Origin of the sequence: Pseudomonas sp. NPDC086112 (assembly GCF_044746425.1) — a bacterium.
Lineage (GTDB): Bacteria > Pseudomonadota > Gammaproteobacteria > Pseudomonadales > Pseudomonadaceae > Aquipseudomonas.
Window position 1 is genome coordinate 1 of the sequence record NZ_JBIVCD010000019.1, and the last position, 16,029, is coordinate 16,029.

Sequence of the window (16,029 nt, forward strand, 5' to 3'; positions counted from 1 at the left end):
GCCCGCGTAAAAACGGTCGCCTTTTTTGCTGACTTCCCTTTCTTTTGATGGAAATTGAAATGACCGACCAGACTACCCGCCTGCCGATCCGCCGCGCCTTGATCAGCGTTTCCGACAAGACCGGGATCCTTGAATTCGCCAAGGAGCTTGAAGCCCTGGGCGTCGAGATCCTCTCCACCGGCGGAACGTTCAAGCTGCTGCGCGACAACGGTGTTGCCGCAGTGGAAGTCGCGGACTACACCGGTTTCGCAGAAATGATGGACGGCCGGGTGAAAACCCTGCACCCGAAAATCCACGGCGGGATCCTCGGTCGTCGCGGTATCGACGACGCCATCATGAATGAGCACGGCATCAAGCCGATCGATCTGGTTGCGGTCAACCTGTACCCGTTCGAAGCCACCATCAACAAGCCAGGCTGCGACCTGCCGACCGCCATCGAAAACATCGACATCGGCGGCCCGACCATGGTCCGTTCGGCAGCCAAGAACCACAAAGACGTGGCCATCGTGGTGAATGCCAGCGATTACGCCAACGTCCTGGAAAGCCTCAAGGCCGGCGGCCTGACCTACGCTCAGCGTTTCGACCTGATGCTCAAGGCCTTCGAACACACCGCCGCCTATGACGGCATGATCGCCAACTACATGGGCACCGTGAACCAGGCGGCTGAAACCCTCTCCACTGAAGGTCGCAGCGAGTTCCCGCGCACTTTCAACAGCCAGTTCATCAAGGCCCAGGAAATGCGCTACGGCGAGAACCCGCACCAGAGCGCGGCGTTCTACGTTGAAGCCAAGCCTGCGGAAGTCGGCATCGCCACCGCCACCCAGCTGCAAGGCAAAGAGCTGTCGTACAACAACGTGGCCGACACCGACGCCGCGCTGGACTGTGTGAAGAGCTTCGTCAAACCGGCCTGCGTGATCGTCAAGCATGCCAACCCGTGCGGCGTGGCCGTGAGCCCGGACGCTGAAGGCGGCATCCGTCAGGCCTACGAACTGGCCTACGCCACCGATACCGAATCGGCGTTCGGCGGCATCATCGCGTTCAACCGCGAACTGGATGCAGAAACTGCCAAAGCCATCGTCGAGCGTCAGTTCGTCGAAGTGATCATTGCCCCGTCCGTCAGTGAAGAAGCTCGCGCTATCGTGGCAGCCAAAGCCAACGTGCGCTTGCTGGCCTGCGGTGAGTGGTCGGCTGATCGCGCCGCTGCGTGGGACTACAAACGCGTCAACGGTGGTCTGCTGGTGCAGAGCCGCGACATCGGCATGATCGGTGCCGACGACTTGAAAGTCGTGACCAAGCGCGCCCCGACCGAGCAAGAGATCCACGACCTGATCTTCGCCTGGAAAGTCGCCAAGTACGTTAAATCCAACGCCATCGTCTACGCCAAGAACCGTCAGACTATTGGTGTCGGCGCCGGACAGATGAGCCGCGTGAACTCCGCGCGTATCGCCGCGATCAAGGCAGAACACGCCGGTTTGCAGGTAGCAGGCTCGGTGATGGCCTCCGACGCCTTTTTCCCGTTCCGCGATGGTCTGGACAATGCGGCCAAGGTCGGTATCACTGCGGTGATCCAGCCAGGTGGCTCGATGCGTGACAACGAAGTGATTGCTGCTGCGGATGAAGCCGGCATCGCCATGGTGTTCACCGGCATGCGCCACTTCCGCCACTGATTTTTTGCTCTTGTAGGAGCGAGGCTTGCCCGCGAAGGCCTCACCACGGTCTGGCTGATGCACCGCGGCGATCCCTTCGCGGGCAAGCCTCGCTCCTACAGGTTTGGTGCAGTGGCCGATGCCGCGTACCGTTAGCCAGGCAGCTCAGGCTGCCCCCACAGAATTAGCGTCATCCGAGGTTTTTGAAATGAATGTTTTGATCATTGGCAGCGGTGGCCGTGAACACGCCCTGGCCTGGAAAGTGGCTCAGGATCCGCGCGTGCAGAAAGTTTTCGTTGCCCCGGGCAACGCCGGCACCGCCATTGAAGCCAAGTGCGAGAACGTCGCCATAGACGTGCTGGCTCTTGAGCAGCTGGCTGACTTTGCCGAGAAGAACGTGTCCCTGACCATCGTCGGCCCGGAAGTGCCGCTGGTCGCCGGTGTCGTCGATCTGTTCCGCTCCCGTGGCCTGGATTGCTTCGGTCCGACCGCTGGCGCTGCTCAGCTGGAAGGTTCGAAAGCCTTTACCAAAGACTTCCTGGCGCGCCACAAGATCCCGACCGCCGACTACCAGAACTTCACCGAGATCGAGCCAGCCCTGGCTTACCTGCGTGAAAAAGGCGCACCGATCGTGATCAAGGCCGATGGCCTGGCCGCCGGTAAAGGCGTGATCGTGGCCATGACCCTGGGCGAAGCCGAAGACGCGGTGCGCGACATGCTCGCCGGCAACGCATTTGGCGACGCCGGTTCACGCGTGGTGATCGAAGAATTCCTGGACGGCGAAGAAGCCAGCTTCATCGTCATGGTCGACGGCAAGAACGTATTGCCGATGGCCACCAGCCAGGACCACAAACGTGTCGGCGACGGCGATACCGGCCCGAACACCGGCGGCATGGGCGCTTATTCCCCGGCCCCTGTCGTCACGACCGAAGTCCATCAGCGGGTCATGGACCTGGTGATCTGGCCGACCGTGCGGGGCATGGCCGAGGAAGGGAACGTCTACACCGGCTTCCTCTATGCCGGCCTGATGATCGACAAGGCTGGTAACCCAAAAGTCATCGAGTTCAACTGCCGTTTCGGCGATCCTGAGACCCAACCGGTGATGCTGCGTTTGCAGTCGAGCCTGGTGTTGCTGGTCGAAGCGGCCCTGGCGCAAGCGCTGGACAAGGTCGAAGCGCAATGGGATCCACGTCCGAGCGTCGGTATTGTATTGGCCGCTGGCGGGTACCCGGGTGACTACGCCAAAGGCGTTGCCATCAACGGCCTGGATGCAGCCGCGACACTGGAAGGCAAAGTCTTCCATGCCGGTACTGCGCTCAAGGACGGTCAGGTGGTGACCGCCGGTGGTCGAGTGCTGTGCGCAACAGCCATGGGCACCAGCGTCGATGCAGCCCAGCAGCAGGCTTACAAACTGGCGGCTAAAATCGACTGGGAAGGCTGCTTCTACCGTAAGGACATTGGCTACCGCGCCATTGCCCGCGAGCGTGGCGAGAATCAGGAATAAGCCATCCATCCGGCCAGGCAAGGGCTTGCGGCCCTTGCCTGACTATTCCGGCACCGCGCATAGTTATACTTTGGCATTAACCTACGAAGGGATTTCGCCGTGCGCTGGCTCAGGATTGCCATAGGCTTCGCCGTCACTCTGCTGACCTTGCTCTGCATGCTCCCGGCCCAGGCCACGCAAGGCAGTGGCTGGGCGGTATTGCTCGACGAACAGGGCGACCTGCAGCTGAGCGACATCCGCTCCAGCCGCTACACCAACCAATTCAGCCCCATTGAACTTGATCACCTCACCGCGGCCGCACCCGATGGCGCGCTATGGCTGCGTTTCAAGCTCGCACCCGGCAAGCATGAACAGTTGCTGCGAGTGTTCGCACCGGACCTGATGCACCTCAATCTGTATGTGCTCGACGGCGACCAGTTGATCGATCAATTGAATGCCGGTACCGCGCAGCTCCAGGTTAAGCCTCCCCTTCCCAGCAGCGACTTCATGTTGCCGCTGCCACAAAGTGACAAAACCCTCGACGTCTACCTGCGGCTGGTCTCCGAACACCAGTTCCGGCCTTACATCACGCTGCAATCGGCGGTCATGACCGCAGCCACTCAGTACCAGACGCTGATCTATGGCTTGCTCTTCGGCTGCCTCGGGATGCTGATCCTGCACAACCTGACCCGTTACATCTACACCCGCTCGCGCAGCAGCCTCTGGCTGGCAGCGTGCGAAGGGCTGCTGATGCTCAGCCTGGTGTTGCTGCTGAACCTGGCCCGGCCATGGTTACCGAACTGGTCCGTCGTGCAAACACCCGGTGCCTACCTCGCCTTGCTGATGACCGCGCCTTGCGGCCTGATGTTCGCCTACCGTTTCTTCGCCCCGCTCGGCCCTCACCCGTTGAACAAGCTGCTGCTGGGGAACATTCTGTTCATCATGGTGTGCGGCCTGCTGTTGCTGTTCGTCAACACACTGCCGCTGAATCTGATTACATATGGGCTGGTTGCTCTGGCCGGTCTGAGCATGTTGTTCGTCAGCGCCCATCACTGGCAAAAAGGTTATCGCCCGGCGCGTCTGTTCGTGGCAGCCATGGTGGTGTTCAACCTCGGCACATTGATTATTCTGCCGGCACTGCAGGGGCTGACCCTGGTCGCGCCACAAAGCCTGATCATTATTCTGCTGGTGTTTATCTGTATCAGTGGCCTGTTGATGAGTATTGCCTTGGGCGAGCGTCAGCGCAGCATCACCGAAGACCGTTTCAGCGTCAGTCGCGATCTGGCCGCCAGCAACGCCGAAATCAATGCCAAGGCCGAATTTCTGGCGAAGATCAGCCACGAAATCCGCACCCCGATGAATGGTGTGCTGGGCATGACCGAATTGCTGCTGGGCACACCGCTGTCGGTCAAGCAACGCGACTATGTGCAGACCATCCATAGCGCCGGCAACGAACTGCTGACACTGATCAACGAAATTCTCGACATCTCCAAACTCGAGTCCGGGCAGATCGAACTGGACGACGTGCAGTTCGACCTCAACGCCCTGATCGAAGATTGCCTGAGCATCTTCCGCGCCAAGGCTGAACAGCAGAACGTCGAGCTGATCAGCTTTATCCAACCGCAGGTACCACGCGTCATCAGCGGAGATCCCACGCGCCTGCGCCAGACCCTGCTGAGCCTGCTGGAAAACGCCCTGAAGAAAACCGATGAAGGCGAGATCCTGATCGTCGTCGCCCTGGATGAACGCAGCGCCAAACCGCGGCTGCGCATCGCTGTGCAAGACAGCGGCCAGCCCATGGAGGCGGAAGAACGCGACGCGTTGATGCATGCCGAACTGCACAGCAAACACTTCCTCTCGGCCACCAGCCTGGGGGGCAATCTTGGACTGGTCATCGCCCGTCAGCTGATCCGTTTGATGCAAGGCGAGTTCGGCATCAAGAGCGGCGCCAACCAGGGCAGCACTTTGTGGCTGACCCTGCCGCTGGACCCGGACCGTCTCGAACATCCGACCTCGGACCTGGACGGTCCGCTGCAAGGCGCACGCGTATTGGTCGTGGACGACAACGACACTTGTCGCAAGGTGCTGGTGCAGCAGTGCAGCGCCTGGGGCCTGAATGTCAGTGCCGTGCCGTCCGGCAAGGAGGCCTTGGCGCTGCTGCGCACCAAGGCTCATCTGCGCGATTACTTCGATGTGGTTCTGCTGGACCAGAACATGCCTGGCATGACCGGCATGCAGCTCGCGGCCAAGATCAAGGAAGACCCGAGCCTGAACCATGACATTCTGCTGATCATGCTCACCGGCATCAGCAACGCCCCGAGCAAAATCATCGCGCGCAACTGCGGGATCAAGCGAATTCTCGCCAAACCGGTGGCCGGCTATACACTCAAGACCACGCTGGCGGACGAGCTGAACCAGCGCAATAAAGGCCCCTCCGTTTCGCAGCAGCTGCCCACCGGCCCTACCCTTCCGGTCAAGGTGCCCAGCGATTTCCGCATTCTGGTGGCCGAAGACAACAGCATCTCGACCAAGGTCATACGTGGCATGCTGGGCAAACTCAACCTGCAACCGGACACCGCCAGCAATGGCGAAGAAGCCCTGGTGGCGATGAAAGCCCAGCGTTACGACCTGGTGCTGATGGACTGTGAAATGCCGATCCTCGACGGTTTCTCCGCCACTCAGCAACTGCGTGCCTGGGAAGTCGGCAACCAGCGGATTCGCACCCCCGTGGTGGCGTTGACCGCACACATCCTCGCCGAGCACAAAGAGCGCGCGCGCCAGGCGGGCATGGACGGGCACATGGCCAAACCGGTAGAGCTGTCACAACTGCGCGACCTGATCGAGCACTGGGTTGCCCAACGTGATCAGCAGAATCGTACGGCTTCGACGTTCTGACGATGCAGTCCGGTGCCCGAAAGTGGTTTCAACAATCGGGCAGGACGTATCACTCCCCCATATCGACCTTCTCGACCAGCAGCGCCACGTTGTCCGCCAATCGATTCCCGAGCTTGTGGGTAATCGCCTCGCGGGATAACGCGTAAAGGGTTTCGGACAGATTCGCCCGTGCGTATCGCACGCACACCTGACCTTCTACTTCATCGACCTCAAAACGCTGCGACCACGGATTCCGGGCCAACTCCTGCCGAGTCTTGAATTCGAGATAAATGCTGCTGATCGAGGTCGGGCTTTGTCCCACAATCGCCAGCAGGCGCACAACCTTGAGCGGTGAACGAGGTGCTTGCATCTCCTCCTCGCAACGCTCCTCGGGCCATATCTGGATGGCAGGGACATAACACGGCAATTGCGCCGCATACGCCAAAAACCCGCCAAGAGCATGATCTTCGCTACCGCTATTTGCCATTGCGGCCGAGGCCCATTCAAGCGCTGAAGAGGCGTTTAGCCCGTTGAGAGAAAAGTCCTGGCGAAACTTCAAGTTGCGGATCCAGAAATCATCCAGCACCGCAACATAAGCGTCATACCAGCTTTCAACTTTCATGCTTTCGATTTTTTTGTTGGCAACCAACTGCGCCAGCAGACTTGAATGCACAACATCGTCATAAGCCGCTATTTTTTCAATATCCGACAAAGCAACAACGGCGTTACCCACCGTCAACAAGCTGTATAACTGAGCCATAGCAAACCCTCGATGAAAAAGGGCGACCGAGAAGCGGCCGCCCTCTTAAAACATTCGATCAGATGTCGTAATCTTCGATCTTTGTTTGCGCATTCAAACCAAGTTTTGCACGAATCGTGTCGCGGGTTTGCTCGACGATATATGGCACTTTCCTGAAGACCGAGTCACCGCGATACAGTTTCACCTCGCGGGAGTCCCAATCCATGAACAGCACTTGCTTTGCGGTGTTCTTGCGGATGAAACGAACAGTACCCAATGCCATGGTGACTTCACCGTTGACTTCGGTGCAGGTGCCGGCCGCCATACCACCCACACCGTGCTCCAGCATGTTGCGCTCATACAGGGTCAACGCGGTTTCACGTTTTTTCAATGCGGTGATTGCATCGCCTGCCACCTTCAGCATCAGGACGGAGGCCGAGCCAGGCACGGCAAGCCCGGCAACCACACTGCCGAGGATCTCCAGCACCAATTGATCCATCCGTACGGTGTTACCGCTGATGTTCATGTCGTTGTAGTACTTACTGGTCGGCAGCCAGCCTGCATGGGTCATGACTTCCAGGAACTGGTAATACCATTCCTTGCCCTGATACTCGTACGGGTACTTTTTGTTTGCGACCAGACTCGCGAACAGAAAAGCGTGTTGAACATCTTCCCGATTTTGCTCACTCAGGTTGCCAGTAAAGGACAAGATGCCCTCCCCCACGATGGAACCTTTGCCGGGCTCATTGACAACCGGTACCGAGAAACTGCGATGGCGCATAACTTCAGCGCCGTCCAGCTCATAACTTTCCAAACGATGAATACATTCGGCTACAGTGCAATCTTCGACATCATGAACATTCATTACCAATTCCTTATTAATTAAAACAGGCTCCTCTTGAACCCGCAAAACAACAATAACCAAAGAAAGAAAAAACGACAAACAAGAACATGTAACTTGTTAATATCAACATTTCGTCAACTAACAAACTTCCACCTCAACAACTTACATTTACCCCCCGTTTCCTCACGCCATCCCCCCAAACATTAAAGCGACTGATAGACTCCGCTCTGTCCATCTGCCGCTACGAGCCGAAATCATGCTCCACGTGTTGTTCAGCGTTTACCTGAAGATGCTGGTGCTCTACAGCCCGTTCTTCGTGTTGTCCTGCTTCATCAGCCTGACCCGCGGTTATTCGCGCAAGGAGCAGCGTCGCCTGGCCTGGAAAGTGGCGATTGCCACTCTGGTCTCCAGCGTGTTGCTGTACCTGTTCGGACGAGTGATTTTCGATGTATTCGGGATTACGGTGGATGCGTTTCGCATCGGCGCCGGCAGTGTGTTGTTCATCTCGGCGCTGGGCATGGCCCAGGGCAAGTCGGCGGTGCAGACCGACAACGTGCAACAGGACGTGACCATCGTCCCACTGACCATCCCGCTGACGGTCGGTCCTGGCACCATCGGCGCCCTGCTGGTGATGGGCGTGAGCCAGCCGCACTGGGACGACAAGCTCACCGCCATCATGAGCATCGCTCTGGCCAGTTTCACCGTCGGCGTGGTGCTTTATCTGTCCAGTCGAATAGAACGGATTCTGGGCGATCAGGGTTTGCAGATTGTCAGCCGACTGATGGGGTTGTTCGTTTGTGCGCTGGCGGCACAGATTATTTTTACCGGAGTGAAGGGCTATCTGGTTCCCTGAACCGACAGGCAAAAAGGCAGCAGGCTGTATCAACCTGCAGCCTTTTTTCGGCCAGGACGTAATCGCAGACAACTGCCGGTGATTAAACCACCAGACTCGTTTCCAACTCAGCAATCGACACGCTCAGCAGCTCTTTGAGCGTGGCACTGTCATGCGTACCCTGCCGAGCAACCAGTCTCTGCACCAATGTTGAAACGGTATAAGGTCGATGCCCTTCGAACCCGAGCAAGACTTCGCCTCGCAAGTTGATATCCGTCGCATACACCTCACGAAAGATCACATTGTGCCCGCTGTCCGGATCAATGATCACCAAGTGTTCCTGGACGATGCTCAGCAACAACTTTTCAGGGGCATCCAGCTCCCAGATCAACTTGCCGGGAATCGGCGCCGCGCTGCCCAGCGAATGCCGGCAGTCGAGGATGACTGATTCGAGCCTCAGCCAGGCCGCCTTTGACAGTCGGTAACTCACCGCTCCTTGCCCCATGCGCAGGATCAGGGTCGTGACATCGTCCGGTATCAGCGGCAGGACATCGCCGATCTTCATCTGGCCTTCAATGACCAATACCTCAGCATCGCGCTGGACATAACTGAGTGGTCCCGCATGCCCCATGCCCGGGTAAGTCAGCAGTAATCCGTCCTTGTCTTCATGAAGCAACACGTTGGTTTGTTGTTGCGTTCCCAGCAGCTCAAAGGACTCCGGAATCGCAGCCTTTGCCACCCGAATCACACGCTCGGTCCCGGCGACGAACCACATCAGGCTACCGGGTTCCTCCACCGACAGCAGCGCAGTATGAGGCTGGCTGTCCACCAGTTGTTTGAGGCCCTCGTGCATTCGGCCATCCTGAGCAATGACCCACTCACGAGTGACACCGGTAATCCATGCCGGTTCTTGATCACGCAGCTCGACCATCACGCCGTCGAACGTTGTGCCACGCAGTCCCGCCACTTCTACCGTCAGCTCGACAAACTGCCAGGGCGCCCACTCACGCTGCGCGGCGGGTAACGCGTCCGCCAAGAGCAATCGCGCGCCCTGACCGAATGCAGGCTCCAGTTTCCGCGGATCGATAAATGCCTGACGATAGACCTCGCCGCTCGAGACATCGAACAACCAGGCCGCCTCGCTATCCGGGGTTACGCTCAGTAAGCGCACCTCCTTTCCCTGTCCGAGATCAGCCAGTAGCAACCGATTGCCGACGTACCAGGCGCACAAACTCGCGTCGCCACTGGAGTTGGTCAAGCCGACAAGGGCAAAACGCTCGGCTGCGTGTTGCCGGGCAAGCGGTTCCAATGCGGACCACCAATGCACACGATCCTTGAGCCACGGTTCACTCAAGCCTCCCAACTCAAGGTCTCCCTGGCCAGTCACGTTGAAGAACAGACCATCTGACGTCAGCGCCACGTACCCACCTTCAACAGCCACGACATTCTCCAGCTTCTCGGGCTGCACCCACGTGTGGGACCACTGTCCTTTGCCCCCCACCACGGTGCGCGACTTGCGGCATAGAAGCTGTTCCTGCCTGTCGTAGATGACAAATACATCGCCCTCGTCCATCGGTGTGAGCAGCGTCAGATCAGTCATGTTGCTGATTGAGTCGGCCCATCCGCGGCCATGATGAAGTCTTGAGGAGGGACGAATGATCAAGTGGTCACTGTCACGAACCCAGGCCATGTCCCGTGTGTTCGCTTCGAACTTCCAGCAAACCGAAACAAAGGGGGCCGGCTGCCAGTCGACGGTGACAAAGGTGCTTTCGCCAGTGACTGGCGTAAAGGGGTAATAGCTGCCCAGTACCTGCGACCAGTCAGTCAGTGTGTCGCTGGCACTGAAGACCGATTCCAGCGTCCGATCCATGTCGCGGGTGACCGAGCTCAGCAACAATTGCCCATCATGGATCATGTAGGCCAGTACATCGCTGGCCTGATCCTCGCGAGCGACTTCCTGTATGACGTGAATCACCCCCCGGGCATCTGCCTCGATGTGCTTGATGGTGGCTTCCGTATTTTTAAGCAGCAACCGATAACGATGAGTGAGCAGCCCGGTGACCGCCTCGACTTGCCAGACCTCGTAATTCTGCGGTTCGTAGAAATAGGCGTAGCCACCAGCCACCACTCCCAGCAGTGCTTCATCAGCGGCCGGTACCTCTTCGTTACGGATGTACAGGAAGCGCTCCTCCTTCGCGTCATACCAAGCGGTGGTATATCGGGGTTCGTCCGGCTTCTCGAAGGGAATCAGATAGTGATGAACCGGCGTATACGGCATCACCAGACGATGCTCTTGAGCCAATACTTTGAAATGCTCCTGCAGCGTCTGCCGATCCATGCCTGGTGGCACATCCTGCTCGACAAGGGTGAGGGTCTGTTTGCCGCGCTCAACCTGAAACACTTGGTTGTCCGTGATCCGGATCAGGATTTCGTGACGACCTTTTCCTGCGAATTCCACCTGAACGTCACCGATAAACAATGCCCCGAAACGCTCCAGCCGGATATCGCTCTCACTGGCCCAAGAGGCCTCCAGCACCCAACTCGATAGCTGCAGGCTCGGCGACTCGAGTGTCAGATTCACTCCAGGATTGAGCACCAATGCACAGTGCTTACCGGCGCCTTGAATCTGATAAGTGACTTTCCCGTGCCAGATCGGGGGAAGAACAGGCACTACCAGCGAGCGCTCGACGGCATCGAGCAGTACATTAATCACTGTTGGCCGATAGACCGGGAACAGGCGATAAAGGATGTATTCACTGGGAAATGAATAGAAGGAAAACAGAAACAGCCGCCCGCCATCCGCTTTCTTTTTCTCCAGACGTCGAGCCGTGTCGAACCCGGTGTCATGGCGCAGCGTAGCGAAAGGCAGTGCCTTGTACTCGTAGCCATAACAGGTTTGCGGTGTGCAAGGCAGCACGATGGCCTGCCCGGCGGGCGGAGTGAAGGTTATGCGACCGGGCAGGCCCAGTTCTTGACGAATATCGATCGCCCGCTCGTAATCGCCATCAAAGGTCGGCACCCCGAAATGATCGCGTAACGGGTAAAGCCTGGGGCTGTCGAGCAGCATTTTGCCGGCGTTCAGATCCAGCGTCTGAACAATCAACGACGAGCGCGGTATCCACGCGGCCAAAGCGCTGTCGAATCGATAGGCTTGGCGATAAGCCTTTTCAACTTCATCGAAAAACAGCCCGACCTGTTTGGCTTCTTCGGCGATGGCGGCAAAACCCTGAGCCAGTGCCGTCAGCCCCACTGCCAACCCGGCCAGCATCACAGCGGCCCCACCCAGAAACGCCCCGGCTGTTGTGACGCCGGCGGCATAAGCGCCTGCCGACAACACCAGACTGGCCGAGTCGAAAGCCAGTTGCGTCCCAAACTGCGCCCGCTCGACATCGTTTTTCGCGGTCGTCAACTGGTAGATGTCGAACCCGACATTCGCCAGCTGCAGCAATCCTCCACTCGCTTCGCCCACACTCGGCCCCACAGCGGCTTTGACCACCGGAGCGACAGTACGGGCAATCAGTTTCTCTTCCACCAGTGCCTGTCGAACCAGGCCTACCAGACCCGCCACATCGACCACATTGCCATGCACCAACTGCGCGTAATTGACATAGGCATGCAACCGGACAGCCAGGGTCAGGGACCGATCGGGTCCTTCCTGTTCCCTCAACGCGTTCATCAGCGCTTGTATGGCGAAGCCGGCGTTCAGAGTATGGACACTACCAACGTCGGTAGGATCGACAGGATCGCCCGGAACGGATGATTGATTGGCCAAAGCTGCAAAACGTTCCGAGAGGTAATTTTTTATGCGCAAGAGTCTCGGGTCATCAGTGAAGACTCGTACCACGTGCTCAGGGTTTGCAGGGTCGACCAGGCTCATCCGGTACATCCCGTCGGGCATGATCTCCAGGGTTTCGAACAACGGTACAAGGTGGGGTGCCAGCTGATTCTGCTGCTGAAGGCGGGTCGTCACTTGCGCGATCTGTTGCCCCCACCCATGACTGTCCAGCGCCAATAGACAACTGCCCAGACGAGCGTTACTCATCAATGATTGTCCGCGGGCACTGGCCAGACGCTGCCTGACAGGGCGTTGCGACTGTCCCGCCAACGTGCCGGGTTGCAGCAGTTGCGAGACCGGAGTTGAGCCAGGCAATGCCACTCTCGACACCCGAGAGCCTTCCAGTTCGATCAGATCGAAGGTCGGACGCGCCGCATCGCCATAGGCCGCGTAATGCCTGGCCATCTTCTGCCGGAGGAAGAACTGTTCCAGCGCCTGTCTGAACTGGGTCGGATGTTCAAACTCGAATACGCCAAAATTCGGATCATAGAAGTGATAAGTGCTGCGTTCACCCTCAATGGTTTTGGCCACCAGCATGGCGTGATTATCGGAGTTGAGCATCAGCGTACTGGTGGCTGTTCTGGCTTGCAGAATGTCCACAACCTGACTCAGATCCGAACGCCCCAGCACGCTGCCCACCTCGCTGATCGGCACATCCCGCAACGCCTCCAGGCTGTGCAGAAAGATCGCTGAATCACTCCCTTGCGGCTCGATAACCCCAAGGTAGAATCGCTCGCGCAGAATGTTGGCCGCGGCCTTCCCCTCCGACAAGGCTGCCGCCATCACCAGGGCCAGTGGATAACAACGCCCACCCACCCAGTCACCGGCGCCCTGAAGCAGTAAATCCTGCGGTACGAGCTTGATGGTGCCCGCTTCAAAACCGTCCAGAACAACACCGAGCCGCTCGACAATCTGGTCACGGTATTCGAGTTTCGCCACCTGCTGGATTCGGGCGACCTGCTTGCCCCACTGGCGCAGCGTCAAAGGTTGTTCAAGCGCGTTTTTCTTCAGCCCCAGGGCGGTTTCGGAAAGCGCTGGCGGATGATCGAGAGGGCTGACAAGCCCGGCCAGAAACCCGGGAGCCTGGCGTTGATACAGCGCGTGTTCGATCGTCGCGTAGCGGCCCGCCGCGCCTAGTTCGCTGAAGCTGTTGGCCAGGTTATCCAGCTGCGGACGAACCGTGTCGAAGCTGCGATTATCCAATGCCTGCGCACCGGTCAAGGCACCAAGCAGCAGACGCTGCAAGGGGCTCAACTGAGCGACTTCGAGGCTACCCTTGGCGAGTCGGCTCAAGAGTTCATCGATAGGCAACTGTTGTGTCTGCGGATCGCTCAATGATGCAGGCGGCAGCGCATCGGGGCTTTGAGCGAGGATCGATTGGCGGTCATCGAAGCTCAGGGGTACAGCCTTATCGAAGGTCACCGCACCGTTATGGCTACGATTCATCGTCCGCATGAACGGCTCGCCCAGCTCATCGGCCAGATGCTGCAACACATCGGTGGACAGCACATGGCGGCCCTCGATTACCGGCCAGCCTTCCTCAAAGTCGATGGTCCGGTATTTGAGCAACTGGGCCAGATCGCCCGCGTAACGGGCTTTGAACTGTCCCTCTTGCCAGCGTTTTTTCTCGCTGTTCAGCCATTGTTCGGTGTCCTTTGCGTTCTCTTTCCAGGAATGATCGAGTTCTTCCTCGGTTGCGCGGTTGACGGTGTCGACAGAGATGGCAGCATCTGCCTGCCAGACTTCAGCTGTCCGGGGGGTGAAGTTCTCCCTTTCGTACTCCGACATGGCTGCGCGCATGGCCGCTGGCCCGGTCAGATGGATCGTCCCCTCACTCCGGGGGCGGATGCCATCGCTGTAGTAGCTGGCGGCAGCCCGAACCAGTAAAGACAGCTCTTGTGGAGCACCGAAAACTTCCGTCGCGACCTGCTGCGCAATACCGAACATGGCTTCGGCGATCAGGGCAACATTTTGCTCATCAGCCAGGCGCGTGGTGGTATCCACGATTTCATAATTGAGCCTGATACGCTCGAGCACGGCTTTGAGCATCGCTGACCCAGGGTGCGCCATCAGGAAAGCATTGCTTAAGCTACGTTCTTCGGCAACGGCTCGCAGGCCGTCCGGCTGAGCCAGACGTTCCACCGGAGGGTGAAAAACACGACCCAGCTTGGGTTGGCTGTCGGCGAAACGCCCGAGCGCCTCACGATGCTCCAGAGGGATCTGTTCGAAGTGGTTGGTGTATCGGCTGCGCAGCGCCTGGCGGCCGGGCATCCAATCCGGATTGTGGTCGAGCAACAACTGCAGTACACCCAAGCGTGCGCCAGGACTAAAGGCACCGATGTCCACCTCGCCCAGTTTTTCCAACAACGGCGGCAGGTTATCGACATCAGCGTAGCTACCGCCGTCGGCGAACAAAGCTTCAAAGCGCACAACATCGGAAGCCGCCGCAAAATTGCCACGCAGGCTGATCTCGCGCTCGTAGATATCCTGCAAATGCAGCGGTGCCTCACCGATGGCAAGATCGCGCAGTGCCAGACCTCCCTCGGTCAATGCCGAGAGACTAAGCTGGTTATCGCTCCTAAGGGCGCTCAGGCGCGCCTCATCCTGGCCATAGGCTCGAACCAGTAAGTCGACTCTGGCGTCATCGGCGCTGCCACCATTCTCCATCGCTTGCATAATGTGCGCGTACATCTGCTGCTTCAGAACAATGGCGCGTTCTTCATAGCGATCGCCCAGCTCAAACTCATCGCTACTGGTTTGCCCGCCATTGAGCATGGCATCGGCCTTGGCGGCTTCGACAATGATCCGGTTGGTTTCATAGGCCAGCAGCGCGTCGCTGTCATACCAGAGATAAAGGTGATAGCCCTCTGCAGCCATCACCCGCTTCCAAATGTTGATGTAGTCGCGCTGAATCGCCCCGACGCCCCCCCCAAGCCAGACGAAATGCAGATTCTTCGGCACTTCGGTGGCAGGTGTCTTCAGTTGCTCAAGGCTGTTGTGCAGACGCGTTTCAAACCCCTCTACTTTGTTGTAGATATCCGCCAAATCAGCAGCCCCAGCGGCATCAGAACTCATAGACGATTGCGACTCTGCCGCGCGGCGGTGCCGGCTACCGTGCTCCAATGCCCCCAACGCTTGCTTGAGCAGACCTAACGGCTCCAACAGTTGTGGAGAATCCAGCAAACCGATACAACCGAAATAATATCGGAACACCGCATCATATTGATCGGTGCCCTTGTGCGATGCTAACGCCTGTTCAAGGTCCACCACTTTTAACAAATCCACAAAATTGACGTAGCCATCCGCCAACGAGAACTTAGAGTCACTCATAAACAACACTTCCATTTATCGTATATAAAAAGCCGAGACCGACTCTAGATAATGATGATTCCACAAGGGCACTCAGGCACCCGGGCATTTAACCTGTTATAAATAAAGCGAAGAAAGCGCCGTCGCTCCAAGACGGGCATCAAGCATCAATACATTTAGAGGTATATCGCCGAAGCGTCACACAACTTCTTTAAAATCGACCAACACCAATAAAGCACACATTAAAACTAACCCGGCACGCAATACTGCTCAACCAACAAGGAATTCAATTAATTACAAAACAAACATTACATCCAACGTTACAGACTTATGCACTTTTACTCGTTTAGTCATGACTCACAAGCCAAAATACTGGAAAGCCCTTTATAGGCCGGACCTCAGAACAAGCGCCTGAAATAATGATTCGTCACACCCTGAAAAATCCGGGAATCAAAGTAGAACGTCCT

At 57.8% G+C, this 16,029-nt stretch carries 7 protein-coding genes; 4 read left to right on the forward strand and 3 right to left on the reverse strand.

Translation table 11 applies throughout. The features are described from left to right. Positions 1-59 precede the first annotated feature (59 nt). The 3 genes from purH to ACIPLA_RS15190 all read left to right on the forward strand — a co-directional run bounded on the left by purH (position 60) and on the right by ACIPLA_RS15190 (position 6,024). On the forward strand, positions 60-1,667 hold the full coding sequence (purH, locus tag ACIPLA_RS15180) for a bifunctional phosphoribosylaminoimidazolecarboxamide formyltransferase/IMP cyclohydrolase (protein ID WP_401173834.1): 1,608 nt from the start codon (positions 60-62) through the stop codon (positions 1,665-1,667). Positions 1,668-1,854: 187 nt separating this feature from the next. Next, entirely contained in the window at positions 1,855-3,150 is a 1,296-nt protein-coding gene (gene purD / locus ACIPLA_RS15185) for a phosphoribosylamine--glycine ligase (RefSeq protein WP_218397305.1), read from the forward strand. Between the two features lie 99 nt (positions 3,151-3,249). Next, the gene (locus tag ACIPLA_RS15190) at positions 3,250-6,024 is read left to right on the forward strand and encodes a hybrid sensor histidine kinase/response regulator (RefSeq protein ID WP_218397303.1); all 2,775 of its coding nucleotides are present in this window, start codon (positions 3,250-3,252) and stop codon (positions 6,022-6,024) included. A gap of 49 nt (positions 6,025-6,073) precedes the next feature. On the opposite strand, the gene ACIPLA_RS15195 is transcribed toward ACIPLA_RS15190, so the two are convergent. Together ACIPLA_RS15195 and ACIPLA_RS15200 are read right to left on the reverse strand one after the other, a co-directional pair. Continuing rightward, positions 6,074-6,763, reverse strand: a complete 690-nt coding sequence (locus tag ACIPLA_RS15195) for a hypothetical protein (RefSeq protein ID WP_218397301.1) — start codon at positions 6,761-6,763, stop codon at positions 6,074-6,076. A gap of 58 nt (positions 6,764-6,821) precedes the next feature. Further along, the gene (locus ACIPLA_RS15200; RefSeq protein ID WP_401173839.1) at positions 6,822-7,607 is read right to left on the reverse strand and encodes a hypothetical protein; all 786 of its coding nucleotides are present in this window, start codon (positions 7,605-7,607) and stop codon (positions 6,822-6,824) included. A 235-nt stretch (positions 7,608-7,842) separates the two neighbouring features. On the opposite strand from ACIPLA_RS15200, the gene ACIPLA_RS15205 reads away from it, so the two are divergent. After that, positions 7,843-8,439, forward strand: a complete 597-nt coding sequence (locus tag ACIPLA_RS15205) for a MarC family protein (protein WP_123500872.1) — start codon at positions 7,843-7,845, stop codon at positions 8,437-8,439. Positions 8,440-8,521: 82 nt separating this feature from the next. Here ACIPLA_RS15205 and ACIPLA_RS15210 read toward each other — a convergent pair whose 3' ends face one another. Further along, positions 8,522-15,583, reverse strand: a complete 7,062-nt coding sequence (locus ACIPLA_RS15210) for a TcdA/TcdB pore-forming domain-containing protein (RefSeq protein ID WP_401173842.1) — start codon at positions 15,581-15,583, stop codon at positions 8,522-8,524. Positions 15,584-16,029 lie beyond the last annotated feature (446 nt).